The sequence below is a fragment of the Streptomyces sp. NPDC001222 genome, from assembly GCF_042896945.1.
GTDB classification, from domain to species: Bacteria; Actinomycetota; Actinomycetes; order Streptomycetales; family Streptomycetaceae; genus Streptomyces; species Streptomyces gibsoniae.
The window spans coordinates 550,409-575,511 of sequence record NZ_JBIAXT010000001.1 but is presented as its reverse complement, the minus strand read 5'-3'; the positions used below and the strand labels follow the sequence as shown (position 1 = coordinate 575,511).

Annotated in this window: 23 protein-coding genes; 9 read left to right on the top strand and 14 right to left on the bottom strand. The window is 71.1% G+C overall.

Annotated elements, in window-relative coordinates:
• Positions 1–326: 326 nt before the first annotated feature.
• The 7 genes from ACFY2Z_RS02630 to ACFY2Z_RS02600 form a co-directional block, all read right to left on the bottom strand.
• Complete coding sequence (locus ACFY2Z_RS02630) at positions 327–1,121, bottom strand: HAD family acid phosphatase (protein ID WP_390742330.1); 795 nt, start codon at positions 1,119–1,121, stop codon at positions 327–329.
• Positions 1,122–1,195: 74 nt separating this feature from the next.
• Positions 1,196–2,929 carry an L-arabinonate dehydratase gene (araD, locus tag ACFY2Z_RS02625; protein ID WP_390742329.1) on the bottom strand — a complete coding sequence of 578 codons (1,734 nt, stop codon included), beginning with the start codon at positions 2,927–2,929 and terminating at the stop codon, positions 1,196–1,198.
• Positions 2,926–3,834, bottom strand: a complete 909-nt coding sequence (locus ACFY2Z_RS02620; RefSeq protein ID WP_390742328.1) for a dihydrodipicolinate synthase family protein — start codon at positions 3,832–3,834, stop codon at positions 2,926–2,928. Before ACFY2Z_RS02620 ends, araD begins: the two co-directional genes overlap by 4 nt.
• Positions 3,831–4,493 (bottom strand): GntR family transcriptional regulator, encoded by a 663-nt coding sequence (locus ACFY2Z_RS02615; RefSeq protein ID WP_390742327.1) that lies wholly within the window; start codon positions 4,491–4,493, stop codon positions 3,831–3,833. Before ACFY2Z_RS02615 ends, ACFY2Z_RS02620 begins: the two co-directional genes overlap by 4 nt.
• A gap of 114 nt (positions 4,494–4,607) precedes the next feature.
• On the bottom strand, positions 4,608–5,024 hold the full coding sequence (locus ACFY2Z_RS02610) for a DUF6010 family protein (protein WP_390742326.1): 417 nt from the start codon (positions 5,022–5,024) through the stop codon (positions 4,608–4,610).
• A 133-nt stretch (positions 5,025–5,157) separates the two neighbouring features.
• The gene (locus ACFY2Z_RS02605; protein ID WP_390742325.1) at positions 5,158–6,336 is read right to left on the bottom strand and encodes a hypothetical protein; all 1,179 of its coding nucleotides are present in this window, start codon (positions 6,334–6,336) and stop codon (positions 5,158–5,160) included.
• Complete coding sequence (locus tag ACFY2Z_RS02600; RefSeq protein ID WP_390742324.1) at positions 6,333–7,274, bottom strand: 5-dehydro-4-deoxyglucarate dehydratase; 942 nt, start codon at positions 7,272–7,274, stop codon at positions 6,333–6,335. Before ACFY2Z_RS02600 ends, ACFY2Z_RS02605 begins: the two co-directional genes overlap by 4 nt.
• Positions 7,275–7,523: 249 nt before the next feature.
• Here ACFY2Z_RS02600 and ACFY2Z_RS02595 point away from each other — a divergent pair, with 249 nt between their 5' ends.
• From ACFY2Z_RS02595 to ACFY2Z_RS02565, 7 genes are all read left to right on the top strand, one after another.
• Positions 7,524–8,333 (top strand): NAD-dependent epimerase/dehydratase family protein, encoded by an 810-nt coding sequence (locus ACFY2Z_RS02595; RefSeq protein ID WP_390742323.1) that lies wholly within the window; start codon positions 7,524–7,526, stop codon positions 8,331–8,333.
• 327 nt (positions 8,334–8,660) lie between these two features.
• The gene (locus ACFY2Z_RS02590) at positions 8,661–9,431 is read left to right on the top strand and encodes a DeoR/GlpR family DNA-binding transcription regulator (protein ID WP_390742322.1); all 771 of its coding nucleotides are present in this window, start codon (positions 8,661–8,663) and stop codon (positions 9,429–9,431) included.
• Positions 9,432–9,523: 92 nt separating this feature from the next.
• Complete coding sequence (locus ACFY2Z_RS02585) at positions 9,524–10,897, top strand: ABC transporter substrate-binding protein (protein ID WP_390742321.1); 1,374 nt, start codon at positions 9,524–9,526, stop codon at positions 10,895–10,897.
• On the top strand, positions 10,894–11,832 hold the full coding sequence (locus ACFY2Z_RS02580) for a carbohydrate ABC transporter permease (RefSeq protein WP_390742320.1): 939 nt from the start codon (positions 10,894–10,896) through the stop codon (positions 11,830–11,832). Before ACFY2Z_RS02585 ends, ACFY2Z_RS02580 begins: the two co-directional genes overlap by 4 nt.
• Entirely contained in the window at positions 11,829–12,704 is an 876-nt protein-coding gene (locus tag ACFY2Z_RS02575) for a carbohydrate ABC transporter permease (RefSeq protein WP_390742319.1), read from the top strand. The genes ACFY2Z_RS02580 and ACFY2Z_RS02575 overlap by 4 nt, the downstream gene beginning before the upstream one ends.
• Positions 12,701–13,690, top strand: a complete 990-nt coding sequence (locus ACFY2Z_RS02570; protein WP_390742318.1) for a zinc-dependent alcohol dehydrogenase family protein — start codon at positions 12,701–12,703, stop codon at positions 13,688–13,690. Before ACFY2Z_RS02575 ends, ACFY2Z_RS02570 begins: the two co-directional genes overlap by 4 nt.
• A gap of 117 nt (positions 13,691–13,807) precedes the next feature.
• A complete protein-coding gene (locus ACFY2Z_RS02565) occupies positions 13,808–15,013 on the top strand; it encodes a TerD family protein (RefSeq protein ID WP_390742317.1) in 1,206 nt (401 codons plus the stop codon).
• Between the two features lie 222 nt (positions 15,014–15,235).
• On the opposite strand, the gene ACFY2Z_RS02560 is transcribed toward ACFY2Z_RS02565, so the two are convergent.
• Positions 15,236–15,802 carry a TetR/AcrR family transcriptional regulator gene (locus tag ACFY2Z_RS02560; RefSeq protein WP_390742316.1) on the bottom strand — a complete coding sequence of 189 codons (567 nt, stop codon included), beginning with the start codon at positions 15,800–15,802 and terminating at the stop codon, positions 15,236–15,238.
• A 143-nt stretch (positions 15,803–15,945) separates the two neighbouring features.
• Between ACFY2Z_RS02560 and ACFY2Z_RS02555 the strand changes: the two genes are divergently transcribed.
• Positions 15,946–16,413 carry a nuclear transport factor 2 family protein gene (locus ACFY2Z_RS02555; protein WP_390742315.1) on the top strand — a complete coding sequence of 156 codons (468 nt, stop codon included), beginning with the start codon at positions 15,946–15,948 and terminating at the stop codon, positions 16,411–16,413.
• 80 nt (positions 16,414–16,493) lie between these two features.
• Here ACFY2Z_RS02555 and ACFY2Z_RS02550 read toward each other — a convergent pair whose 3' ends face one another.
• The gene (locus ACFY2Z_RS02550; protein ID WP_390742314.1) at positions 16,494–17,939 is read right to left on the bottom strand and encodes an alkaline phosphatase PhoX; all 1,446 of its coding nucleotides are present in this window, start codon (positions 17,937–17,939) and stop codon (positions 16,494–16,496) included.
• Between the two features lie 356 nt (positions 17,940–18,295).
• On the bottom strand, positions 18,296–19,723 hold the full coding sequence (locus ACFY2Z_RS02545; protein ID WP_390742313.1) for a hypothetical protein: 1,428 nt from the start codon (positions 19,721–19,723) through the stop codon (positions 18,296–18,298).
• Between the two features lie 469 nt (positions 19,724–20,192).
• Here ACFY2Z_RS02545 and ACFY2Z_RS02540 point away from each other — a divergent pair, with 469 nt between their 5' ends.
• On the top strand, positions 20,193–22,019 hold the full coding sequence (locus tag ACFY2Z_RS02540) for an endonuclease/exonuclease/phosphatase family protein (protein ID WP_390742312.1): 1,827 nt from the start codon (positions 20,193–20,195) through the stop codon (positions 22,017–22,019).
• Positions 22,020–22,044: 25 nt separating this feature from the next.
• Here ACFY2Z_RS02540 and ACFY2Z_RS02535 read toward each other — a convergent pair whose 3' ends face one another.
• The 4 genes from ACFY2Z_RS02535 to ACFY2Z_RS02520 form a co-directional block, all read right to left on the bottom strand.
• Entirely contained in the window at positions 22,045–22,779 is a 735-nt protein-coding gene (locus tag ACFY2Z_RS02535) for an SRPBCC domain-containing protein (protein WP_390742311.1), read from the bottom strand.
• A 26-nt stretch (positions 22,780–22,805) separates the two neighbouring features.
• Positions 22,806–23,459, bottom strand: a complete 654-nt coding sequence (locus ACFY2Z_RS02530; protein WP_390742310.1) for an ArsR/SmtB family transcription factor — start codon at positions 23,457–23,459, stop codon at positions 22,806–22,808.
• A 127-nt stretch (positions 23,460–23,586) separates the two neighbouring features.
• Positions 23,587–24,012 carry a MarR family winged helix-turn-helix transcriptional regulator gene (locus tag ACFY2Z_RS02525; protein WP_390742309.1) on the bottom strand — a complete coding sequence of 142 codons (426 nt, stop codon included), beginning with the start codon at positions 24,010–24,012 and terminating at the stop codon, positions 23,587–23,589.
• A 175-nt stretch (positions 24,013–24,187) separates the two neighbouring features.
• On the bottom strand, positions 24,188–25,069 hold the full coding sequence (locus tag ACFY2Z_RS02520) for an NmrA/HSCARG family protein (RefSeq protein ID WP_390742308.1): 882 nt from the start codon (positions 25,067–25,069) through the stop codon (positions 24,188–24,190).
• Positions 25,070–25,103 lie beyond the last annotated feature (34 nt).

Sequence of the window (25,103 nt, the reverse complement as noted above, 5' to 3'; positions counted from 1 at the left end):
AAACCGCCGCGTATCTCACGGCCGAAGGTGGAGCCCCGTTCCGAGATTCTGAAAAACCGGTCGACAGCGTTCCGTTCGGGGGGCGCTGCGTTCGTGTTCGACCACCTGCTGTCCGTCGGGCATGACGACACTCCTCGTTGCCTGGTGAACCGGTGCGGGATGCTGGCTGGATTGTTCCCTCGCCGCATCGGTTTCAGGTTTTCGGCGTGTTACGGAATCGACGGGGGTGGCCCGGGCAACGCCCCCCTCGGCCGGACAGCGGAAACGCCCCCGCCGGTGACGACCGGCGGGGGCGTTCGCCGAGGCGAGCCGAAGAACGAGAAGGACTAGCCGACGAAGTACGTCGGGTTCGGCAGCTTGTACGTGCGGTCGGCGTGGCCACCCTCGAGGTCCGAGTACTGGTCGCCGAAGTTGGCGATGATGTCGTACCCGAGGTCCTCGATGTGCCCGCGCGTGCCGGACTTGTACTGGACGGTCGTGCACTTCCAGCTGCCCGGGGCGGCACAGTCCTTCAGGTACGACGGCGGGTTTGCCGCGTCCTTGAGGAACATGTGGCCGGCGTCGAGGTCGATGTCGGCGCCGACCTTCTTCAGGTTCTCGACCGCGGCGGAGCGCTGGGCCTCCGTCAGACCCGAGTTGTAGAAGACCTCGACGCCCCTGGACTCGGCGTACCGGACGAGCGCCGGGGTGCCGGGGACGGCCGGGCGGTCGGCCTTGCCCACGTAAGCGGCCCAGGTGGCCGAGTTGTACGTGTAGTTGGTCTTCTTCTCGTAGTCGAGGCTGAGCAGCAGCGTGTCGTCGATGTCGAACACGACCGCGGGCTTCTCGCCGTGGCGGTGCGCCTTGCGAGCCGCCTTGTCGATGTAGCGCTCCGCGGACGACTCGATGTGCGCCAGGTCCTTGGCGTACGGGCTGTCGGCAGACGCCTGGTAGACGCCGCCGCTGTCGAGCGTGGCCCCGTAGTAGGTGTCGATGTCCTTGACCAGGAGCCCGATGTTGTACGGCTCGTGGGTGGAGTTCGCCGTCGACTGACCGGCGGTGGCCGCGCCGGCACCGTACAGGGCCCCGCCGGCGACGACACAGGCGGCAACGAGGGCCGCGATACGAAGTGACTTATGCATGACAGGTGTTCTACGCGCGTCACCCCTTCGAGCGCGAGGTCCGTTGCGCGATCGATACCTTCGGTGAGGGGTATTCACCCCGCGTACGGGTCGGGCACGTTGCCGGGCCGCGCCAGGAACGCGAAGTCGCACCCGGTGTCCGCCTGGGTGATCTGGTCGGCGTAGAGCGCGCCGTAGCCCCGCTCGTACCGTTCGGGCGGCGGCGTCCACCGTGTCCTGCGGCGCTCCAGCTCCGCGTCGTCCACATCGAGCCGCAGCGTCCGTGCCTCGACGTCCAGGGTGATCGAGTCCCCCGTGCATACCAGCGCCAGGGGTCCCCCGACATACGACTCGGGTGCCACATGCAGCACACACGCGCCGTAACTGGTGCCGCTCATCCGGGCGTCGGAGATCCGCACCATGTCCCGCACCCCCTGTCTGAGCAGATGGCCGGGGATGGGCAGCATGCCGTACTCGGGCATCCCCGGGCCGCCCTTGGGGCCGGCGTTGCGCAGTACCAGCACACTGTCGGCGGTGATGCCGAGGGAGGGGTCGTCGATGGTCCGCTGCATGGTCCGGTAGTCGTCGAAGACGACCGCGCGGCCGGTGTGCCGGAGCAGCCGCGGCTCGGCGGCGATGTGCTTGATGACGGCGCCGTCCGGGCAGAGGTTGCCGCGCAGCACGGCCACCCCGCCCTCGCTCGCGACCGGGTTGTCCCTGGGCCGGATGACATCGCCGTCGTACACCCGCGCACCGGCGATCTGTTCGCGCAGGGTGTCGTGCGACACCGTCGGCCGGTCCAGGTGCAGCAGGTCCGGGATGCGGGAGAGAAACCCGGGCAGGCCGCCGGCGAAGTGGAAGTCCTCCATCAGATGGGTCCGGCCGCCCGGGCGGACGTCGGCGAGCACCGGGACCGTGCGGGCGATGCGGTCGAAGTCGTCGAGGGTGAGCCGGACCCCGGCGCGGCCGGCCATGGCGATCAGATGGATCACGGCGTTGGTCGACCCGCCGAGTCCCAGGACGGTGGTGACCGCGTCCTCGAAGGCCTCGCGGGTCAGGATCCGGCTCAGCCTCCGGTCCTGGTGGACGAGTTCCACGATCGTCTGTCCGGCCCTGGCGGCCATCCGCTCATGGCCGGAGTCGACGGCCGGGATGCTGGACGCGCCGGGCACGGTGACGCCGAGCGCCTCGGCGGCGGCCGTGAGCGTCGAGGCCGTCCCCATGGTCATGCAGTGCCCCGGCGACCGCGCGAGTCCGCTCTCCAGCTCCGCCATCTCGCAGTCGCCGAGCAGCCCGGCACGCTTGTCGTCCCAGTACTTCCACATGTCGGTACCGGAGCCGAGGACCTCGCCCCGCCAGTGGCCGGGCAGCATGGGACCGGCCGGCACGAAGACGGTGGGCAGGTCGACGGAGGCGGCGCCCATCAGGAGCGCGGGCGTGGACTTGTCGCAGCCGCCCATCAGCACGGCCCCGTCGACCGGGTAGGACCGCAGGAGTTCCTCGGTCTCCATCGCGAGCAGATTGCGGTAGAGCATCGGGGTCGGCTTCTGGAAGGTCTCGCTGAGCGTGGCGACCGGGAACTCCAGCGGGAAACCGCCCGCCTGCCACACACCCCGCTTCACGGCCTGGGCGCGCTCGCGGAGGTGGACGTGACAGGGGTTGATGTCCGACCAGGTGTTGAGGATCGCGACGACCGGCTTGCCCAGGTGCTCCTCGGGCAGATAGCCGAGCTGACGGGTGCGGGCCCGGTGGCTGAAGGAGCGCAGCCCGTCCGTGCCGTACCACTGGTGGCTTCTGAGGTCCTCCGGACGCCTCCTGGAAAGGCTCATACCGGCCACCCGGCGACGATGGCGGCGACCTCGGCGCGCGTCTCCTCGGGCAGCGGTGTGCTCGGCGGGCGCACATCGCGGCGGCACAGGCCGAGCGAGGCGAGGGCCTCCTTGACGACGCTGACGTTGTCGGCGGAGCCGTTCGCGGCGCGCAGTTCCTCGAAGCGGCGGATCCGCTCCCAGACCTTCATGGCGCCCGGGTGGTCACCGGACCGCAACGCGTCGAGCATGGCGAGGGAGAGGGCCGGGGCGACGTTCACGAGCCCGGAGGTGAATCCACCGGCGCCGGCCGAGAAGTACGAGGGGGCGTACGGCTCGGCGAGGCCCGCCACCCAGGTGAAGCGCTCCAGCCCGGCGTCCCGGGCGAAGGCGGCGAAGCGGACGGCGTCGGGGACGGCGTACTTCGCGCCGATGACGTTCGGGCAGCGGTCGGCCAGCTCGGCGAGCCGGGCGCCGGGCAGCTGCGCGGCACGGATGTAGGGGACCACGCCCAGCTCGGGCACGGCCTCGGCGACGGCCCGGTGGTAGTCCACCCAGCCGCCGGGCGAGAGGTAGGGATGGACGGGCTGGTGCACCATCACCATCGCCACGCCCAGCTCGCGGGCGTGCCGGGCGGAGGCGACCGCGGTGGGCACGTCGTGCCCCACTCCGACGAGGACCGCGGCCCGTTCCCCCGCCTCCGCCACTGTCAGTTCCGTGACCAGGCGCCGCTCCTCGGGGGTGAGGGCGTAGAACTCACCGGTGTTGCCGCCCGGGGTCACGGTGGTGACCCCGGCGTCGAGCAGCCGGCGCAGCAGGGTGCGATGGGCGTCCCGGTCCACGGAGCCGTCCTCGGCGAACGGGGTCACCGGGATCGCCACCACGCCGGCCAGGGCCGCGCGCCGGGTGGTGAACGTGGTGGTCATGCCGGACCGTCCTCTCCCTGGGTGCCGGCCTCGGGGAAGGCCCGTCGGACGAACGAGGCGATATGGGCGTGCAGGGCGGTGGCCGCTCCCTCGGCGTCGCCCTCCAGGGCCAGCCGCAGGATCCGCCGGTGCTCGGCGGCCTCCCGCTGCCAGGAGGGGTCGGCGGCCCAGGCGACGGCGGAGACGAGGGCGGCCTGGTCGCGGACCTCGTCGAGCATCCGGCCGAGCAGCGGGTTGCCGCACGGTGTGTACAGGGCGCGGTGGAACTCCCGGTTGGCCAGGGAGCGTTCGGCGGTGTCGGCGGCCGCGTCCGCCCGGTGCAGCGCGTCCAGTGCGGCGTCCAGCGGGGCGCCCCGGCGCACCGTCCGGCGCAGCGCCTCCGGCTCCAGCAGCAGCCGCACGTCGTAGACCTCGCGGGCCATGTCGGCGTCCACCGTGCGCACCGTGACGCCCTTGTACTGACTCATCACGACGAGCCCGGTCCCGGCCAGGGTCTTGAGCGCCTCGCGCACGGGGGTCTTGGACACCCCGTACTGTGCGGCGAGTTCGGTCTCCACCAGCGCCTGGCCGGGCGTGAGCCGGCCGGTGAGGATGCGGTGCTTGATCCCCTCCAGCACGAACTGGGTGCGGGAGGGGATCGGTGCGGGCACAGACGTCATCGCGCGCCTCTCATATGTCGCGTATCGCGTCTCATATATGACGTATGAAGTACGACGCGACGACCGTAGGCGCGTGTTGACGAGCCGTCAATGCTCCAGACTCGGGGGCGTTGTTCAAGCGGCGAACCGGTCCGGGACGGCGGGCCGCCCGCCGCGGACGAGTTCGCGCAGCGAGGGTCCGCCGCGCAGGCACCACAGGGCGATCACCGGGTCGCAGATCGCGCAGCCCAGCGACGAGCTGTGGGCGAAGGGGATGATGGGGCTGCCCTTGAAGTGGTGCACGACGTCCCACGCGGTGTGCAGCAGCCAGCCGATGCCGATGAAGGTCCAGGACTCCAGGCCCCGGTAGGCGACATAGGTGAGGAGCGCGGTGAACGCGAGCTCCCAGCCCCCGAGCCCTCCGCCGCTGATGTAGACGGCGCCCGCCCCGGCGATCATCAGCGCGTTGAACCGCCGTCGGTGCGGTTCGCGGAGCAGGGAGTTCACAAGCGCGTAGAGGACGCCGATGACGACCGGCATGACGTACTGCATGGGGGTGCCTCTTCCTGGAGTGCTACGGGCTGCGCGGCCGGCCGGCGCGGGAACGGACACCCACGCTAGGACCGCGCACCCGCACACCCCAGGGGCATTACCGACAGGTTCCAACGGGTTCCCGTCGGGCCGGTCAGAGCGCGGCGAGCGCCTTCCGTACGGCCTCCAGATCGCCGTCGGAGGCCAGCCCGGCGTGATAGAGCCGCAGCTGCGTGGCGCCCCGCTCCGCCGCCGCCCGAGCGTCCCGCTCCAGGGTCGCCGGGCTGCCGCCCATCCCTGAGATCACGGTGAAGTTGGCCGCGAGGACGGCGTCCGCCCGGCGCTGCTCCGCGAACGGCGTCAGCGGGCCCGTGCCGCCCGTGCAGGGCACCACCACCCCGTCCGCGACGGACAGGATGTGCGCGGGGTCCACGCCGGCGTTCGCCCCGCAGTGGTACGACACCGGGTCCGCGTGCAGCAGCACCTGGAAGCCGTCCGGTGCGGCCGCACGGACCGCCGTCACTGCCGCCTCCTGGAGGCTGCGGGCGGTGTCGTCGCGCCACACGCGCGTGGCGGACGCCCGGTCCTCGCCCAGGAGCTTCTCGATCTCCGCCCAGCCTCCCCCGGCCCCGCCCTCGGTGGCGGACGCGCCGCGCCACAGCGGCTCCAGGGCGGCCCGTACCGCCGCCGCCAGCTCGTCGGCGTCCGGGCCCCGCGCCGCGTAGCCCTCACGGCACACGGCGCAGAAGCACAGTGACATCAGGTACTGCCCGGCCTCCCCGAGCCCCACCCCGCCGATCTTGTCGTGGGCGTGCAGATGCGCGAGGCCGTACCAGCCGAGCGACTCCAGTTCGGTGCCCCGGGCGCCCGGCCGCACGGCCGCCTCGGCGGCGAGATCCACGAGGTACGCGCGCGTGGCGGGCTGTGCGATGCAGGGGGCCCAGGGGTAGCGGTCGCCGTAGGCGTTGACGACCGAGGTGTCCGGATGCTCCTCGCCGAGGCGGGAGTTGTGGGCGAGGATCACCCAGGAGTGCACCTCCAGGCCGGCGGCGGTGAGCGCCTTCGCCGCCTCGCCGAACGCGTCGCCCGGGGCCCAGTCCCCGGGCGGGTGGGGCCGCAGCTCGTGGCCGTCCCAGCGCCCGTCCGGCGGGTAGAGCACGGCGGCGTGGCGGGCGGTCACGACGCGGTGGCGCGGGTGGCGGGGCGTGAGCGCGCGCGTGGAGTGGTACGCGGACGCGAGGGTCACCTGGCGTACGCCGAGCGCGGCGACGCGGCCGGCCGCCTCCGGGTCCCCGACGACGTCCCAGGGGTAGAGGAACGCCGATGCCCTCACATGCCCTCCCGCAGCAGGGCGTGGCCCCGGTCGATGAGGCGGGCGAGCCGTTCGACGTGCTCCGGGGCCGGCTCGTGCAGCGGCGGCCGTACCTCGCCGACGTCGAGGCCGCACAGCCGGACGCCCGCCTTGACGAGCGAGACGGCGTAGCCACGGCCCTCCGCGCGCAGTTCGACGAACGGGCGGTAGAAGCCGTCGAGGAGGCGGTGGACGGTGGTGTCGTCGCCGGCGTTGAGCGCCTTGTGGAAGGCGAGGGCGATCTCCGGCACGAAGCAGAACGCGGCGGAGGAGTACAGCGTGATGCCGATGCCGTGGTAGGCGAGCTGGGTCTGCTCGGCGGTCGGCAGTCCGTTGAAGTAGAGGAAGTCACCGGGGGCCTCGGTCCGTACGGCGCTGACGATGCGCTGCATCAGGTCCAGGTCGCCGAGTCCGTCCTTGAAGCCGATGATGCCGTCCGTGCGGGCCAGTTCGACCACGGTGTCCGGGGTGAAGACCGCGTTGTCGCGCTGGTAGACGACGACCGGCAGCGATGTCGCCGCGGCCAGTTCCCGGTAGTGCCGCAGCAGGCCCTCCTGACCGGCGACCACCAGGTAGGGCGGCATCGCGAGCAGTCCGTCGGCCCCGGCCTCCTCGGCGAGCCGGGCGTAGCGCACCGCGAGCGCGGTCCCGTATCCGGCGCCCGCCACGACCGGCACCCGGCCGGCGGCCGTCTCGACGGCGGCCCGTACGCACTGCTCGAACTCCTCGGGCGTGAGCGCGTGGAACTCACCGGTGCCGCAGCAGGCGAAGACGGCGGCGGCACCCGCCTCCACCCCCTTGCGCACATGCGCGCGAAAGGCGTCCAGGGCGAGGGAGCCGTCGGGCCCGTACGCGGTCACGGGGAAGAACAGCGGCCCGCTGGGGATGCTGAGTCGAGCGGCGAGAGGGGCTGACGTCACGGGCTCTCCCTTGAACAGGCGCTGACACGCGGACCGTCCGCATCAGTGCATGTTTCTGATCCATGTCCATATTTCTGAACGCGCCCACGCTAAGGCGCCACCTAAGGGCGGGTCAAGCGCGCAAACCGGCAACACAGAGGCGGATTCCGCGTCGACACGCGACACTTGACGGGCCGGACCAGAGATCCCTAGCGTGTCCATGAATGTGAATGCTGTACACGAATGCGGTCGATCAGAGGAGACCCGAGGATGTCCGCTCCCCGCACCGTCCTGCTCACCGGCGCCGCCGGCGGACTCGGCACCCTGATGCGGGACCTGCTGCCGAAGTACGGCTACCGGCTGCGCCTCCTCGACCTGCGGCCCATCGAGGACGAGCCGGATGCGATCACCGCGGACCTCGCGGACCGGGAGGCCCTGCGGGAGGCCGTGCGGGGTGTCGACGCGATCATCCACCTCGCGGGCATCTCCCTGGAGTCCACGTTCGAGAAGATCCTGAAGTCCAACATCGAGGGCACGTACCACCTGTACGAGGCGGCGCGCGAGGAGGGCGTACGCCGGATCGTGTTCGCCTCCTCCAACCACGCGGTCGGCTACACCCCGCGTCCCCAGGGCGACGACCCGCTGATCCCCATCGACACCCCGCGCCGCCCGGACACCTTCTACGGGCTGTCGAAGTCCTTCGGCGAGGACCTCGCCCAGTTGTACTGGGACAGGCACGGCCTGGAGACGGTGTCCGTGCGCATCGGCTCCTGCTTTCCCGAGCCGACCAGCGTGCGCATGCTCTCCGTCTGGATGAGCCCCGAGGACGGCGCCCGCCTCTTCCACGCGGCCCTGACCGCCGAGCACGTCGGACACACCGTCGTCTACGGCTCCTCCGCCAACACCCGCCTGTGGTGGGACCTGACCGCCGCCCGGGCGCTCGGCTACGACCCGCAGGACGACTCCGAGCCCTACGCCGCGGCGCTCATCGCCGAGCAGGGCGAGCTGGACCCGGACAACCCGGCCCATGCGTGCCTCGGTGGCCACTTCGTCACCGACCCTCCGATCTGGCCGTACTGACGGAACGCGCCGAGACGGGCGGGCGGGCACCGAACGGGCCCGCCCGCTCCGCTTTTCGGGCACCAAATGCGCCCGATCTCACCGATCACCCCGCTCCGCCGCAGGTCCGAGGCGGACGCACTTTCAGCCATACGGGCCCGATCGGGCACAGTCGGGCAAGCAACAGACCTGGTCAGCGCCGCACGACCGCTGTAGAACTTCCCCCATGGTCCCCACCGGGCCCGTTCGGGCCTGTTCGGGCCCGAACGGGCGGCACCGGTTCGGGCGTCGCAAAAGCGCCCGAGCACGGGGCGCACAGGCACAGGGCACAGCAGGGAGGTGTCGGCGATGGCCGCGAAGAGTGCGGAAGAACGCCAGCGCGAGATCGTCAAGGCCGCCCGCCGGGCGGGCTCGGTCGACGTCACCGCACTGGCCGCCGAGCTGGGCGTGGCCAAGGAGACCGTACGCCGTGATCTGCGCGCCCTGGAGGACCACGGGCTGGTCCGCCGCACCCACGGCGGCGCGTATCCCGTGGAGAGCGCCGGCTTCGAGACGACCCTCGCCTTCCGCGCCACCAGCCATGTGCCCGAGAAACGCCGGATCGCGGCCGCCGCGGCGGAGCTGCTCGGGGACGCCGAGACCGTCTTCGTGGACGAGGGCTTCACCCCGCAGCTGATCGCCGAGGCCCTGCCCCGGGACCGTCCGCTGACGGTGGTCACCGCGTCCCTGGCCACCGCGGGCGCGCTGGCGGAGGCCGAGAACACCTCGGTCCTGCTGCTGGGCGGCCGGGTGCGGCCCGGCACCCTCGCCACCGTCGACCACTGGACGACGAAGATGCTCGCGGGGTTCGTCATCGACCTGGCGTACATCGGCGCCAACGGCATCTCCCGCGAACACGGGCTCACCACGCCCGACCCGGCGGTCAGCGAGGTCAAGGCCCAGGCGATCCGGGCCTCGCGCCGCACGGTCTTCGCGGGGGTGCACACCAAGTTCGGGGCGGTGAGCTTCTGCCGGTTCGCGGAGGTCGGCGCCCTGGAGGCAATCGTCACGAGCACGCTGCTGCCCGCGTCCGAGGCCCACCGCTACTCGCTGCAGGGCCCGCATGTCATCCGCGTCTGAAACAGACCGCCGAACGACCCGACACCGTCCCCCAGGGGGCACACCCACGCCCGTGTGACCCCCGTATCTCCCCATATGTCCAGGAGCACCCCATGGGAACCCAGAGCCGACGAACCCCCCGAACCCTGTACGCCGTGGCCGCCGCAGGGACGCTGATCACTCCACTGCTCACCGGCTGCTCGGGCGCCGGCGGCGCAGGCGGAGGCTCCTCCGCCCACACGGTCAACGTCCTGATGGTGAACAACCCGCAGATGGTGGAGCTGCAGAAGCTCACCGCCGACAACTTCACCAAGGACACCGGGATCAAGGTGAACTTCACCGTCCTCCCGGAGAACGACGTCAGGGACAAGATCAGCCAGGACTTCGCCAACCAGGCGGGCCAGTACGACGTCGCCACGCTCAGCAACTACGAGATCCCGATCTACGCCAAGAACGGCTGGCTCCACCCGATCGACTCGTACGTCAAGAGCGACACCGCCTTCGACCAGCAGGACATCCTCGCCCCCATGCGGCAGGCCCTCACCGCCGCGGACGGCAAGCTCTACGGCGAGCCCTTCTACGGCGAGTCCTCCTTCCTGATGTACCGCAAGGACGTCTTCCAGAAGAAGGGCCTCACCATGCCGGCCAAGCCGACCTGGCAGCAGGTCGCCGACCTGGCCGCCAAGGCGGACGGCGCCGAGCCCGGGATGAAGGGCATCTGCCTGCGCGGGCTGCCCGGCTGGGGCGAGGTCATGGCGCCGCTGACCACGGTCGTCAACACCTTCGGCGGCACCTGGTTCGACAAGAGCTGGAAGGCACAGGTGGACTCCCCGGAGTTCAAGAAGGCCACGCAGTTCTACGTCGACCTGGTCCGCAGGCACGGAGAGTCCGGGGCCGCGCAGTCCGGCTTCGCCGAGTGCCTGAACAACATGACGCAGGGCAAGACGGCCATGTGGTACGACGCCACGTCGGGCGCGGGCTCGCTGGAGGCCGCCGGCTCCCCGGTCAAGGGCAAGATCGGCTACGTCCCGGCCCCGGTCGAGAAGACGGAGAGCTCCGGCTGGCTCTACACCTGGGCCTGGGGCATCCAGAAGGCGTCCCAGCACCCCGACGACGCCTGGAAGTTCATCTCCTGGGCGTCCGGCAAGGGCTACGAGAACCTCGTGGGCAAGAAGGCGGGCTGGTCCAACGTGCCGGCCGGCAAGCGCTCGTCGACCTATGACATCCCGGAGTACCGCAAGGAGGCGTCCGCCTTCGCGGACGTCACCCGGAACGCCATATCCGGTGCCAAGCCGAACGACCCGGGTGTGCAGCCTCGTCCCGCCCCCGGCATCCAGTTCGTCGGCATCCCCGAGTTCACCGACCTGGGCACCAAGGTCTCCCAGGAGATCAGCTCCGCCATCGCCGGCCGGGAGTCCGTGGACAGCGCGCTGAAGAAGTCGCAGGCGCTCGCCGAGGCCGTCGCCAAGAAGTACGAGGGATCATGAGCATCACCACCTCCGCCCGGATCGCCGCCGCCCCCGCGCGGCCGGCGACCCGGCCGCCGAACCGTATGCGCGCGTGGGCCACCCGGGCCCCGCTGCTGCCCGCGCTGATCTTCATGATCGTGGTGACCCAGCTGCCGTTCGTGGCCACCCTGGTGATCTCGTTCTTCGACTGGAACGCCCTCTACCCGAAGGACCGTCACTTCACCGGTGTCGACAACTACCGCCAGGTCCTGACCGACCCCGATCTGCGCCACTCGGTGTGGACGACGGTCCTGCTGACGGCCACGGTGGTCCTGGTCAGCCTGGTCCTCGGCCTGGTCATGGCGTTGCTGCTCAACCGGAGGTTCCGGGGCCGCGGCGTGGTTCGCACCCTGCTGATCGCCCCCTTCCTGGTGGTCCCGGTCGCCGCGGCCCTGCTGTGGAAGCATGTGCTCTACAACCCCGAATACGGTCTGCTCAACGGGCTGTTGCACTACGTGGGCGGCCCCCAGCCCGACTGGATCTCGAACACCCCGCTGCTCGCGGTCGAGGCCTCGCTGGTCTGGCAGTGGACGCCGTTCATGATGCTGATCCTGCTGGCCGGCCTGCAGAGCCGGGACCAGCAGCAGATCGAGGCCGCGCGGGTGGACGGCGCGAGCGACTGGCAGATCTTCCGCCATCTCACCCTTCCGCACCTGCGCCGCTACCTGGAACTCAGCGCCCTGCTGGGTTCGATCTACATCGTCCAGAACTTCGACGCGGTGTTCACCCTCACCTCCGGCGGGCTGGGCACCGCGAACCTCCCCTACACCGTCTATCAGAGCTTCTACCAGGCCCACGAGAACGGCCTGGCCTCGGCCGCCGGCGTCCTGGTCGTCATCGGCTCGATCATCATCGCGACCTTCGCCCTGCGCGTGGTGTCGTCCCTGTTCCGCGAGGAGGTGACCCGCGCATGAGTGCCGTCGCCGAACGTACCGCCGGCCGTCGCACCGCCACCGTACGCACCCGGCGCCGCCGGGGAGCGGGGCTCGGCCTGCTGGCCTGGCTGGTCGCTGTGGTGTTCTTCCTGCCCATCGCCTGGATGGCCCTGACGTCGTTCCACTCGGAGGCCGACGCCGCGACCAACCCGCCGTCCTTCGGGGCCGCCCTGACCCTGGACGGCTACCGCGACTTCTTCGGCGCGGGCGGCGGCGCGAGCCCCTGGCCCGCACTGATCAACTCGATGACGGCGTCCCTGGTGTCGACGCTGTGCGTCCTGCTGCTGGCCCTCCCGGCGGCGTACGCGCTGTCCGTCCGCCGGGTGAAGAAGTGGACGGACGTCCTGTTCTTCTTCCTGTCCACCAAGATGCTGCCGGTGGTGGCGGGACTGCTGCCCATCTATCTGTTCGCGAAGAACACCGGGATGCTCGACAACATCTGGCTGCTCGTCATCCTCTACACCTCCATGAACCTGCCGATCGCGGTGTGGATGATGCAGTCGTTCCTCGCCGAGGTCCCGATGGCGGTGATCGAGGCGGCGCAGATCGACGGCGCCCGGCTGCCCACGATCCTCGCGCGCGTGGTGGCCCCGATCGCCCTGCCCGGTATCGCCGCCACCGCCCTGATCTGCTTCATCTTCAGCTGGAACGAACTGCTCTTCGCCCGGGTGCTCACGGGTGTGGTCGCCGAGACCGCCCCCGTCTTCCTGACCGGCTTCATCACCAGTCAGGGACTGTTCCTGGCGAAGGTGTGCGCCGCGTCGCTCGTCGTCTCCCTGCCGGTGCTCGCCGCGGGGTTCGCCGCCCAGGACAAGCTGGTCCAGGGCCTGTCGTTGGGAGCTGTGAAATGAAGGCCGCCGTCATCGAGTCCGTGGGCCGCGCCGTCGTCACCGAGGTCCCGGACCCGGCGCCCGGGCCTCGCGAGGTCGTCGTCGAGGTCGCGGCCTGCGGGCTGTGCGGCACCGATCTGCACATCCTCCAGGGCGAGTTCGCGCCCAAGCTGCCGATCGTGCCCGGGCACGAGTTCGCGGGCGTGGTGGTCGGCGTGGGCACGCAGGTCACCGAGGTGTCGGTCGGCGACCGGGTGGCGGTGGACCCGTCCCTGTACTGCTTCGAGTGCCGCTACTGCCGTAGGGGACACAACAACCTCTGCGAACGCTGGGCGGCGATCGGGGTGACGACGGCCGGCGGGGCGGCGCAGTACGCGGTCGCGCCCGTGGCCAACTGTGTGAAGCTCCCCGAGCACGTCCGCACCGAGGACGCCGCGCTCATCGAACCGCTGTCCTGCGCGGTGCGCGGCTACGACGTGCTGAAGTCGCAGCTGGGCGCGCATGTGCTGATCTACGGCTCCGGGACGATGGGCCTGATGATGCTGGAGCTGGCCAAGCGCACCGGCGCGGCGAGCGTGGACGTGCTGGACGTGAACCCGGCGCGGCTGGAGACGGCGCGCCGGCTCGGTGTCACGGCGTCCGCGGCGAGCGCCGACGAGCTGGACCGCCCGCAGGGCTGGGACCTGGTGGTGGACGCCACGGGCAACGCGGCGGCGATCCAGGACGGCCTCGGGCGGGTGGCCAAGGCGGGCACGTTTCTTCAGTTCGGTGTCGCGGACTACGCGACCCGGGTCTCGATCGACCCGTACCGCATCTACAACCAGGAGATCACCATCACCGGTTCGATGGCGGTGCTGCACAGCTTCGAGCGGGCGGCCGAGCTGTTCGCGGGCGGGGTGCTCGACCCCGGCGTGTTCATCAGCGACCGCATCCCGCTGGAGCGGTACCCCGAGGCGCTGGAGCAGTTCGCGGCGGGAGTGGGACGCAAGATCGTGGTCGTGCCGTAGGGGCGGCGCTCGTGGTCCTGCCGTAGCGGCGCGGGCCGGGGGTCTGCCGTCTCAGCCGGACGGTCGTCGGTAAGGGAACGGTAAAGCGGCCTCGTTCGTTCACGAGGCATGACAGCTATGACCCCTGGCTCGAACATCCCGCTCGGAGCCACTCGCGTGACGGTCGACGTCGCCGCCCCGGTGCGGCTCGACGTCTCGGCCCTGCTGCTCACCGCCGACGGCAAGGTGCGCTCCGACGACGACTTCATCTTCTACAACCAGCCCGCGGGCCCGGGGGTCACCTACCGCTCCGGCGGGGGTACGAGCCCCGACTCGATCACGGTGGACACGACCGGCGTCCCCACGGGCATCGAGAAGATCGTCGTCACGGCGAGCCCCGACGCCGCCGGCCAGACCTTCCAGGGCATCGAGCCGACGGCCACCATCCGCAACGCGGACGACAACACCGTCCTGGCCACGTTCACACCGCCGCAACTGGGCACGGAGACGGCACTGGTGGTCGTGGAGGTCTATGCGCGAGGCGGCGCGTGGAAGGCCCGCGCGGTCGGGCAGGGGTATGCGAACGGGCTGGCGGGCATCGCCACGGACTTCGGTGTCACGGTGGAGGAGCCGGCCGCACCCCCGCAACCGGTGGCGGGGCCCGTGCCCGCGGCACAGCCCCCGGTCGTCCCGCCGGCCGCGGCCGTCGTCGCTCCCCCGGCGCCGGCCGTGCCCCCGGCTCCGCCCGCCCCGGCTCCCGGCGCGGGGAAGATCAACCTCGACAAGGGCCGGGTCAGCCTCCAGAAGAACCAGACCGTGTCCCTGGTCAAGGCCGGCCGTCCGCTGCTGTCCCAGGTCAGGATGGGTCTCGGCTGGGAGCCCGCGTTCCGGGGCAAGGACATCGACCTGGACGCGTCGGTCATCGCCTACGGTCCGCAGCGCAACCACATCGACAGCTGCTACTTCGGCAAGCTGAGCATTCTCAACGGCGCGGTCAAGCACTCCGGCGACAACCTCACGGGCGAGGGCGGAGGCGACGACGAGGTCATCACGGTCGACCTCGGACGCCTTCCCCAGGAGGTCACGGGCCTGGTCTTCACCGTGAACTCCTTCTCCGGGCAGAAGTTCACGGAGGTCGCCAAGGCCTACTGCCGTCTCGTGGACGCCGCGACCGACGAGGAACTGGTCCGCTTCGACCTCACGAACGCCGAGCCGCGGACCGGCGTGATGATGGCCAAGCTGGTCCGGCAGTTCTCCGGGGAGTGGGACATGACCGCCATGGGCGACTTCGTCGAGGCGCGCACGGTGCGCAACATGGTGAAGCCGGCGGCGGGGGCCCTGTAGACAGTCGTACGACACCTGCGGGCCCTCGGCCGGGGCCCGCAGTTCCGCAGCGGAGCTCTAAGAGCTCCGGACAAAATGGGAGTCCGATCAGCTCGCGGCGTCTGGTGCGTGCGATCGCAAGTCGCCGAAAGGCCCTGGTAGCTCCGCTACCAGGGCCTTTCGGCGACGCCGCGAGCGTGCGTGCCAGACGCCGCGAGCCGGGCGCCCATTTCGTCCGGGGCTCTAAGGCCGCAGCCCCTCCGTGAGCAGCGAGAGATAGCGGCGGATGTGTGTGCCCTCGCCGTCCGCCAGTTCCGATGCCGTCGCCACGCCGTGCGCCAGCCTCAGCACCTCGATCGGCTCGATGTCCGCGCGCAGGGTTCCCTCTCGCTGCGCCGCCTCCACCAGACGCGTCGCCGCCCCCTTGATCGAGGTGCCGCAGACCGTGAGCGCGGCCGAACCGCCGTCCGCGACGGCCGACCCCACAAGGGCCTTGAGCCCGCGCACCTGGATCGTCCCGACGCACAGTTCGTGCAGCCACTGCGTCAGGGCCTCACCCGGAGGCAGTTCGGCCGCGAGCGCGTCGGCCCTGGCCGCGATCGCCTCGATCCGGTCGACGTAGGCCGCCTCCAACAGCGCCTGACGCGTGGGGAAGTGCCGGTACAGGGTGCCTGATCCGACGCCCGCCCGCTTGGCGATGTCATCGAGCGACGCGTTCTCGCCGTGCTCGGCGAAGGCGGCGGCAGCCGCCTTCAGCAACCGTTCGTAGTTGCGCCTGGCGTCCGCTCGCATGGGCCTGACGTGTGCCATCCGGACACTCCTTGCGAACCGGGGATCCCTTCCGTACTTTAACGGGAGTCAACCGGAGACAGTCCCCGCTTAATTCCCGGGACCGTACGCCACCGCCCGGAAGGGGACCGCTCCGCCACGGCGACCGAAGGGACCCCGACGGCATGTCCCCCACTCCTCCGGCCGGGCTCGGCCCTCTCGGCGTACTGGCCCGCTACCGCCGCGCGATCCTCGACCGGTCCGCGGACGACCTGGCCGATCTGTACGCGGTCGACGGCGTGCACGAGTTCCCTTTCCTCTTCCCGGGCATGCCCGCCCGCCTCCACGGACGCGAGGAGGTGCGCGCGGGGTACAGGGCCGCCTGGGACGCGAGCCCGGCGCTGCCCGAGCGGATCCTCGAGGTGGCCGTCCACACGTCCACCGACCCCGAGGTGATCATCGTCGAGCAGACCGTCACGGGGACCGTGACCGGCACGGGAGAGCCGTTCGCGTTTCCGGGGCTTGTGGTGATGCGGGTCCGCGGCGGTGCGCTCGTGCGGGTGCGCGATTACATGGACGGTCTCTGCATGGCCCGGGCGCTGGGGCGGCTGCCCGCCGTGGCCGCCCTGCTCGACGGCCGCCGGTCCGGGTGACCGGGGCAGGGCGGGTCGCCCCCTCACGGGGCAGGGCCCGCGTCGGAGTGCGGGCCCTGCGGGGAACGGTACGCCGGAGATCAGTGGCGCTTCTGGCGCTTCCAGGGGCCGGTGACGGCCAGCATGATGCCGGGCTCCTGGATGTTGGCGAACAGGGTCTTCCCGTCGGGGGAGAAGGTGACGCCCGTGAACTCGCTGTACTCCGGCTCCTCCGCGGAGCCGATGTTCAGCTCGTTGCGGGCGATCGGATAGGTGCGGCCACTGTCGGTGGCGCCGAAGAGGTGCTGGACGCCCGCCCCGTCCTCGGCGATGACCAGGCCGCCGTACGGCGAGACGGTGATGTTGTCCGGACCGTCGAAGCCGCCGTCCTTCGCCGGGTCCGGGTTCACACCGAGCAGGACCTTCAGTGTCAGGGTGCGGCGCCGGGGGTCGTAGAACCAGACCTGGCCGTCATGCTGGACGGGGCTCTCCTCGCGGGCGTAGGACGAGACGATGTACGTGCCGCCGTCGCCCCACCACATGCCCTCCAGCTTGCGGGCGCGGGTGACCTCCCCGGACGCGAACTGCTTGCGCACGGAGACGGTCGTGGCGTCGCGGTCCGGCACGTCGATCCAGTCGACGCCGTAGACCGTGCCGATCCTCGTGGCCCGGGAGAGGTCGTCCACGAACCGGCCGCCGGAGTCGAAGCACTTGAAGGCCTGGAGACGGCCCGCGTCGTCGGCGAGGGTGCGCAGCCTGCCGCGGCCGTGATGGAAGCCCTCGGGCGGGGTCCAGCGGTAGAGCAGGCCGTTCGGGCCGGAGGCGTCCTCGGTCAGATAGAGGTGACCGCGCTTGGGATCGACGACGACGGCCTCGTGGGCGTAACGGCCCAGCGCCTTGAGGGGCTTGGGGTCGCGGTTGGCGCGGCGGTCCTCCGGGTCGACCTCGAAGACATAGCCGTGGTCCTTGGTCATGCCGTTCTTGCCGGCCTTGTCCTCGGTCTCCTCGCAGGTGAGCCACGTACCCCACGGGGTGTTGCCGCCCGCGCAGTTGGTGGAGGTGCCCGCGATGCCGACCCACTCGGCGACATGCTCGTGCCGGACCTCGACCACCGTGCAGCCGCCGGACGCGGCCGGGTCGTAGACGAGTCCCTCGGTGAGCGGTACGGGGTGGGCCCAGTCGGCGCGGGGGCCCTTCAGCTCATGGTTGTTGACGAGGAGGGTCGCGCCGCGCGGTCCGTCGAAGGCGGAGGTGCCGTCGTGGTTGGAGGGCGTGAACTCGCCCGACTCCAGCTTGGTCTTCCCGCTGTAGGTGACGATCCGGTAGGTGAATCCGGCCGGCAGCGCGAGGATGCCGTGGGGGTCGGGGATCAGCGGTCCGTAGCCGAGGCCGGTGTGCCGGTCCTCCGTCTGGTCGCCCACTGTCTCGGTGTCCGTGGAGGCGAGCGCGCCCGGCGCGGTGGCGAGGGCACCGACGCTGCCGGCCAGGGCGATGCCCGCGCCGGTGAGCGCGGAGCGTCTGGCGAAGTCCCTGCGGGTGAGCGACATGCTGGCTCCTGGGAGAGGGGAGTGAGTCGGTCGGGGGGTGGCTCGGCGGACCTCGTCGCCGGGCACACAGTTCCCCCCGGCCGTGAACTCCGGCTGAACACCCGCCGACGCCCGGGGACGCTGTTCCATGAATCCCCCAAGCCCTGCCCAGGAAGAGCTCCCGCGTCTCAACGACGAGCCATGACAGGGCAATGACGAGGGGACCCGCCGCCCTCTCCTCCACGACGTTCACCGACGCCGCCGGGCCGCAGACTCACCCGGTCCTCGGACTCAGCCGCCTCCGGACTCAGCCGGCCCTCGGCTTCCACCGGGCCGCGGACTCACCGGGCACCCGCCCGCGGCCGAACCCCCGCTTCTCAATTGCTTTGCTGGCTGCGCGCCTTGAACGCCGCCTTCCGGGCCTCCTTCGCCAGCTTCTTGTCCGGGTGCAGGCGCCCCATCGCCTCCAGGACGTCCGGGGTCGCGGGGTGGTCCACCCGCCACGCCGTGGCGAAGAAACCGCTGTGCTGTGCCGCCAGACCCTCCACCAGGCCCTGCAGCTCGGCGGAGTTGCCCTCCGCCGCCAGCTGCGCGGCCACGGTGTCGATGGTCAGCCAGAAGACCATCGACTCCGGCGGCGCGGGCACATCGGCCACCCCGCGCTCGGCGAGCCAGACCCGTGCCAGGCCGCCCAGTTCCGCGTCGTCCAGCACCTCGCGCAGCGCGGGCTCCGCCTCCGGCCCGACCAGCGACAGCGCCTGCTGACAGCGCAGCCGGCGCAGCGGCGCACCCGCGTCCGAACCGCGCGCCGCAACCAGCAACTCCTGTGCGGCCGCGAGCGGTTCGCGGCGGGCGAGCCACTGCTCGGTCTCGGCCTGCGCCGCCGCCGGGGGAAACACCGAGGTGCCGTCGAGCAGCGCGTCCGCGCCCTTGTCCGCCAGTTCGCCGACCGCGGGGGCGGCCATCCCGGCCTCCAGCAGCCGCGCGCGCATCCCGTACAGACCGAGCGGGGTCAGCCGCACCATCCCGTACCGGCTGACGTCCGTCTCGTCGACGGCCGCGGCCGGGTCCTCCTCGGGGTCGGCCATCAGCGCCTCGTCGACCGGCTGGAAGTCGACGAGTCCGATCGGTTCGAGGATCCGGAACTGGTCGTCGAGCCGCATCATGGCGTCCGACACCTGCTCGAGGACGTCGTTGGTGGGGTCGCCCATGTCGTCCGGCACGATCATCGACGCGGCGAGCGCGGGCAGCGGCACCGGGCCGTCGCCGGGCCCCTGCTCGCTGACCGTCAGCAGATAGAGGTTGGCGAGCACACCGTCGAGGAAGTCGGCCTCGGCCTCCGGGTCCCAGTCGAGGGACGAGAGGTCGATCTCGCCGCCCTCGTCCATGGCGTCGACGAGGTCGTCGAGGTTGGGCACGCTCGCGTCGGCGAGCACGGTCTCCAGCGCGCCGAGCCACACGGCGAGCACGTCGTTCGGGCTGCCGGAGGTGAGCAGCGCCAGGTCGGCGCCCGGGGTGACCGTCCCCTCCTCCTCGTCGACGATCTCGACCAGTGCGGTGTCGACGGCGACCCGCCAGGCCTCACCGGCGAGCGCGGCGGCGTCTTCGCCGGTCAGGCCGAGGACCTCGGCCGCGGCGGGCAGCTGCTCCTCGACGAGTTCGCCCCCGCCGCCGACGCGGGTGTCCGGCCCGGCCCAGCGGGCGAGCCGGGCGGCGCGGGAGAGCAGCGGTGCGGCGAGCGCGTCCCGTGCGAGCTCCGCTTCGGAGCGAAGCCGAACAGGCGGCAAGGGGGAGCTGTCTGACATCGGCTGGGTCTCCTTGGGACGTACGTAGTGGCCGAGGGGGCACCCCGAAACACACGGCTCAGCCTAGACGGATTTCCACCCATGCCGCCCGGTTCATCTCCCGTCCGGGCCCCGTACATGGCCGAAACCTTGACAACTGGCCCGGATACACAGGAGATTGACGCGCGTAGAAGTCGGGGGACACTTGTTCACCAAGATGCGTTCGGTGATCGTGAGCGTGCGGCCTGTGCACGTCGGCGGTCATCGACGCCGTCGGTGGTCATGACGTTCACCGGTGCTCGCCGTGCGTTCAGCGGTGCTCACGCGTGCTCATCGGTGCCCTTCGCCTTCCACATGTTCCACGCGTGGAACGTGTGCAACTTGCGCAACCTGCCCAACTTGTGCCGCCACCGCCCCACCGGTCGCGGCCGCCACCGTTCCACGCTCCACTCTCGTCCCGGCGCCCACGTATGTCCCCGGAGGGATCCCGTTGCCGAGCAAGTCTTCCGCGCGTCTCGCCGCGCTCACCGTCGCTGCCGTCTGTTCCACGCTGTCCGGTGTGGTGCTCACCGCGCCGGCTCACGCGGACACCGTGCGTATCCATGACATCCAGGGCACCACCCGTATATCTCCGCTCGCGGGCCAGAAGGTCACGGATGTGGCCGGAATCGTCACGGGTGTGCGGACGTACGGCTCGTCGAAGGGGTTCTGGATGCAGGACCCGAACCCGGACGACAATCCGGCCACCAGCGAGGGCGTCTTCGTCTTCACCAGCTCCACCCCGAAGGTCGCGGCGGGCGACTCGGTCACGGTGACGGGCACGGTCTCGGAGTACGTCCCGGGCGGCACCGCGTCCGGCAACCAGTCGGTGACGGAGATCACCAAGCCGACGGTGACGGTCCTCTCCAGCGGCAACGCCGTTCCGGCGCCCGTCGTCATCGACGCGGAGTCGGTGCCCGCCGCGTACGCCCCGGCGGGCGACACCGCCGCGAGCGGCTCGATCAACGGCCTCACCCTGCAGCCGTCGAAGTACGCCCTGGACTACTACGAGTCCCTGGAGGACATGAACGTCCAGGTCGCCGACGCCCGTGTGGTCACCGCCACCGACCGCTACACCGAGCTGTGGGTCACGGTGAAGCCGCATGAGCACGCCGACCGCCGCGGCGGCACGGTCTACGGCTCCTACACGTCCCAGAACTCGGGCCGGCTGCAGATCCAGTCGCTCGGCTCGACCGCCGACTTCCCGGCCGCCGACGTCGGTGACACGCTCACCGGCGCGACCACGGGTCCGCTGGACTACAACCAGTTCGGCGGCTACACGCTGGTCGCGAGCAAGCTCGGCACCCTCCAGAGCGGGGGCCTCGAGCGCGAGACCACCCGCAGGCAGGCGCGCGGCGAGCTGGCCGTGGCGACGTACAACGTGGAGAACCTGGACCCGTCCGACGCCACCTTCGAGGCCCACGCCGCCGCGATCGTGAACAACCTGCAGTCGCCGGACATCGTGTCCCTGGAGGAGATCCAGGACAACAACGGTGCCAAGGACGACGGCACGGTCGACGCGAGCCAGACGGTGAACAAGCTGATCGACGCGATCGTCGCGGCGGGCGGCCCGAAGTACGAGTGGCGCTCGATCGACCCGGTCAACGACCAGGACGGCGGCGAGCCCGGCGGCAACATCCGTCAGGTCTTCCTCTTCAACCCCGAGCGGGTCTCGTTCACCGACCGCCCGGGCGGCGACTCCACGACCGCCGTGGGTGTCACCAAGGTGCACGGCAAGGCGCAGCTGACGGCCTCCCCCGGCCGGATCGACCCGGGAAGCGACGCCTGGAAGGCCAGCCGCAAGCCGCTGGTCGGCGAGTTCGTCTTCCGCGGCAAGACGGTCTTCGTGATCGCCAACCACCTCACCTCCAAGGGCGGCGACCAGGGGCTGACGGCGCAGTACCAGCCGCCGACGCGCAGCTCCGAGACCCAGCGCCACCTTCAGGCGACCGAGGTGCACACCTTCGTCAAGGACATCCTCGACACCCAGAAGAACGCCGAGGTCATCGCGCTCGGCGACATGAACGACTTCCAGTTCTCCGACACCACGAAGATCCTCGAGGGTGACGGCGAGCTGTGGTCGGCGATCAAGTCGCTGCCGAAGAGCGAGCGGTACACGTACGACTACCAGGGCAACAGCCAGGTCCTCGACCAGATCCTGGTGAGCCCGTCCATCCGCCGTGGCTGCGACCTCGACTACGACAGCGTGCACATCAACTCGGAGTTCCACGACCAGATCAGCGACCACGACCCGCAGGTGCTGCGGTTCCGCCCGTAGCACCCGCGGGGTGTGCTGGACGGGGTCAGGCGTAGGCCTCGTCCAGCCACTGCTGCCAGGCGAGTTCGTTCGCCTTCGCGTCGGCGTCCGGGGCGAAGTCATGGACGCTGACGCCCACCGGGGCACCCCAGTGATTGCGGCCGAAGAAGCGGATCAGGGCGTCCTCGGTGCGCAGCCCGATGAAATACGGGTTGCGGAAGTCCAGCACGGCGTCCAGGGACTGTCCGCCGGGTCCCCGGACGCTGACCGGGGCCCCCTCGGCGGCGTCCTCGGGCAGGCCGAGGGCCCCCGCGACGACGGTGAAGGCGTCGGCACCGGTGGACGCCTCCGGGCCGTTCAGGGTCGCGAAGGTCACCGGGCGCGGCGCGAAGTGGGTCAGATACTCGCGCAGGGTGTGCAGATAGAAGTCGGTGTGCTTGCTCGCCCCGTCGTACTGGTTGTCCCAGTCGTCGACGAAGATCCCGCTGTGCACGTACCGCACCCAGGCGTGACGGCCCTCGTCGCGCGGCTCGATGGTGTGGTCGAGCTGGTTGAGGGTCTGCTGGGAGATGCCTTCGACGTTCGCGACCCGGTTGACGTAGCGGTGGGGCGGGTCCCAGGCGACGACCTCGGAGCCGAAGGGTCCGGCGCCGCCCACCCGGGGCTCCGGGGGCTCCATCGGCCAGAGATAGCCGCCGGTGCCACGGGTGATCGCCTCCCACACCTCCTCGGGCGTGGCGTCGACCTCGAACTCTCGGGCGATCTCGAATTCCTTGGACATGATGGCTCCTGCGCGAAGTGGGTGGGTCAGTCGGTGAGTTCGCGGGCCGGGGGCGCGGCGGGCCCGGGCTCGGGCTCGGGTGCGGGCTCGGCGGACCCGGGCTTGAGGGTGGGGTGGACGGCGACCACGATCCGGTGGTCACGGCCGCTCTCGGCGTCCGGGGCGTCGTACTTGCGGATCAGGGCGCTGACGCCCGCCGTCAGCTCCTGGATGAACGCGGCACGGTCGGCGGCCGACGCGAACCGCACCTCGCCGTCCAGCGCATAGGTCGCGAGCCGCTTGCGGGCCTTCGCGGCGCCGGTGATCAGCGAGCCGACGTCCCGCACCAGGCGGGCGCCGAGGGCGAGCAGCCAGCGGGCGGAGAGCTGGTCGCGGAACCGGTCCGGGTCCGGCTGCACGGAGGCGAGTGCCAGCGGGCTGATCACATACGAGGCGGCGGTGGCCTGCATCAGCCGCTCGGTGACATTGCCCTTGCGACGCTCCCCGGCCAGTTCGACGAGGCCGTGCCGCTCCAGGGCCTTGAGATGGTAGTTCACCTTCTGCCGAGGCAGTCCGACCCGGCCGGCCAGCATGGCGGCCGACGCGGGCCCGGCCGCCAGTTCGGCGAGCAACCGGGCCCGCACGGGGTCCAGCGACACGGCTGCGGCTTCGGCGTCCTCGATCACGGTCACGTCCAGCATGGAGTCCACCCTCCCACCGAAAACTTTTTTTGTCCAGACGGGTGAAATGTTCGGTGGGTGCCGTGGGCGTGAGGGCGGGACGGAGTGCGACGGAACCTGCTGCGGACGGCCTACGACGCCGCGGCCGTCAGGACCGGGAAGCCGCGCTCATCCCCGTCTCGACGTTGTGAGTCATGCGTTCCAGAACAAGGACGGCCGCACGGAACTCGTCCGGGGTGATACCGGTCATGGCCATGGCGCGGAACGCGTCGACGCGCTGCGCGACAGCGGCGAGACGCTCGCGGCCACCGTCGCTGAGGGCGAGCCGGCCCGGCGCGGGACGCACCGCCCAGCCGTCGGCGAGCACGGTGTCGACGGCGGTGGTGAGCGTGTGCGCGTCGGCGTTGGCGGAGAGCGCCTCCAGGACTTCGGCGTCGGCGGAATCGGGGGTTTCCCGAAGGGTGTTGAGGACCTGCCAGGCGATCCGGGTGAGACCGAACTCCTCCAGCGTGGCGTCCATGGAGCGGGTGAGTGCTCGGTCGGTGCGATTGAGCCAGTAGCCGATCGGCTTCATGGAGGTGCGGTGCCTTTCTGCGTGTGTCGGCGTGGTTGCCCTGCGGACTCTCTGCATAGATGCCGCGCGGACCCTCCGCGCGGTTGCCACGCGCGGAGGGTCCGCGTGATTGCCCCGCGCAGACCCGCGGCCGGGGCGGGGTGACGCCGGGGGCGGTTCGTTCCCCGCGCGGGCGTCACCGGTGCGCGGGCACGGAGGCGAGATGTGCGGTCCAGTCCTGGCCGACGGCCCAGTCGGTGAAGCCGTGCCAGCCGACCTCGGGGTAGTCGCGGCGCAGCCCGGCCACATCGATGTCCAGGCCGGAGGCGGTGATGTACTCGAACATCGCGGCCAGGTCGGTGGACCGGGTCCGCACATCGGTCAGGGACACCTCCCGGTGGACGATCGGGCGGCCGACAGCCGCGGCGAGAGTCTCCGCGATCTGGCTCGGGTTGCGTACGTCGGAGGCGATGTCGATGCGCTGTCCGGCGAACTCGTCGCGGCGCTGGAGGGTCAGCGCGGCGAACGCCCCGATGTCCTCGGCGGGGATGAGCGTGAACGGCCGGCCCGAGGGCATGGGCCAGGCGAAGACGCCTTCGCGCAGGGTGTCGAGCGTCCAACCGCCGGAGTAGTTCTCCATGAACGCCGCCGGAGCGATCACGGTCCAGGGCACGCCGGCCGTACGCAGATGCCTCTCGACCAGGTGCTTGCTCTCGTAGTGCGGGACACCGGTGCCGCGGTCAGCGTGCGCGGCGGAGGTCAGCACGATGTGCCCGAGACGGGCGGCCGCCGCGGCGTCGACGAGGGCCTTGCCCTGTCGGGTCTCGACGGCGGTGTCGGTGCCGAACGGGGTGGTGACGGCGAAGAGCGAGTCCGCTCCGGCGAGGGCCGCGTCGAGGGACGCGCGGTCGTCGAAGTCGGCGCGGCGCACCTCGGCGCCGAGGGCGCGCAGGGTGTCGGCGGCGGGCGAGTCGGGAGCGCGGGTGAGTGCGCGCACCCGGTGGCCCGCAAGGAGAAGGGCGCGGACGGTGGCCCCGCCCTGGACTCCGGTGGCTCCGCTGACGGCAACGGTGAGCATGGTTCTCCCCCAGAATAGAATGACTGCGAGACGC

What these genes read in the sequence shown, in the direction of transcription:
- ACFY2Z_RS02630 (WP_390742330.1), bottom strand. Translation starts at nt 1,121, where the DNA reads ATGCATAAGTCACTTCGTATCGCGGCCCTCGTTGCCGCCTGTGTCGTC.
- araD (WP_390742329.1), bottom strand. Translation starts at nt 2,929, where the DNA reads ATGAGCCTTTCCAGGAGGCGTCCGGAGGACCTCAGAAGCCACCAGTGG.
- ACFY2Z_RS02620 (WP_390742328.1), bottom strand. Translation starts at nt 3,834, where the DNA reads ATGACCACCACGTTCACCACCCGGCGCGCGGCCCTGGCCGGCGTGGTG.
- ACFY2Z_RS02615 (WP_390742327.1), bottom strand. Translation starts at nt 4,493, where the DNA reads ATGACGTCTGTGCCCGCACCGATCCCCTCCCGCACCCAGTTCGTGCTG.
- ACFY2Z_RS02610 (WP_390742326.1), bottom strand. Translation starts at nt 5,024, where the DNA reads ATGCAGTACGTCATGCCGGTCGTCATCGGCGTCCTCTACGCGCTTGTG.
- ACFY2Z_RS02595 (WP_390742323.1), top strand. Translation starts at nt 7,524, where the DNA reads ATGTCCGCTCCCCGCACCGTCCTGCTCACCGGCGCCGCCGGCGGACTC.
- ACFY2Z_RS02590 (WP_390742322.1), top strand. Translation starts at nt 8,661, where the DNA reads ATGGCCGCGAAGAGTGCGGAAGAACGCCAGCGCGAGATCGTCAAGGCC.
- ACFY2Z_RS02585 (WP_390742321.1), top strand. Translation starts at nt 9,524, where the DNA reads ATGGGAACCCAGAGCCGACGAACCCCCCGAACCCTGTACGCCGTGGCC.
- ACFY2Z_RS02580 (WP_390742320.1), top strand. Translation starts at nt 10,894, where the DNA reads ATGAGCATCACCACCTCCGCCCGGATCGCCGCCGCCCCCGCGCGGCCG.
- ACFY2Z_RS02575 (WP_390742319.1), top strand. Translation starts at nt 11,829, where the DNA reads ATGAGTGCCGTCGCCGAACGTACCGCCGGCCGTCGCACCGCCACCGTA.
- ACFY2Z_RS02570 (WP_390742318.1), top strand. Translation starts at nt 12,701, where the DNA reads ATGAAGGCCGCCGTCATCGAGTCCGTGGGCCGCGCCGTCGTCACCGAG.
- ACFY2Z_RS02565 (WP_390742317.1), top strand. Translation starts at nt 13,808, where the DNA reads ATGACCCCTGGCTCGAACATCCCGCTCGGAGCCACTCGCGTGACGGTC.
- ACFY2Z_RS02560 (WP_390742316.1), bottom strand. Translation starts at nt 15,802, where the DNA reads ATGGCACACGTCAGGCCCATGCGAGCGGACGCCAGGCGCAACTACGAA.
- ACFY2Z_RS02555 (WP_390742315.1), top strand. Translation starts at nt 15,946, where the DNA reads ATGTCCCCCACTCCTCCGGCCGGGCTCGGCCCTCTCGGCGTACTGGCC.
- ACFY2Z_RS02550 (WP_390742314.1), bottom strand. Translation starts at nt 17,939, where the DNA reads ATGTCGCTCACCCGCAGGGACTTCGCCAGACGCTCCGCGCTCACCGGC.
- ACFY2Z_RS02545 (WP_390742313.1), bottom strand. Translation starts at nt 19,723, where the DNA reads ATGTCAGACAGCTCCCCCTTGCCGCCTGTTCGGCTTCGCTCCGAAGCG.
- ACFY2Z_RS02535 (WP_390742311.1), bottom strand. Translation starts at nt 22,779, where the DNA reads ATGTCCAAGGAATTCGAGATCGCCCGAGAGTTCGAGGTCGACGCCACG.
- ACFY2Z_RS02530 (WP_390742310.1), bottom strand. Translation starts at nt 23,459, where the DNA reads ATGCTGGACGTGACCGTGATCGAGGACGCCGAAGCCGCAGCCGTGTCG.
- ACFY2Z_RS02525 (WP_390742309.1), bottom strand. Translation starts at nt 24,012, where the DNA reads ATGAAGCCGATCGGCTACTGGCTCAATCGCACCGACCGAGCACTCACC.
- ACFY2Z_RS02520 (WP_390742308.1), bottom strand. Translation starts at nt 25,069, where the DNA reads ATGCTCACCGTTGCCGTCAGCGGAGCCACCGGAGTCCAGGGCGGGGCC.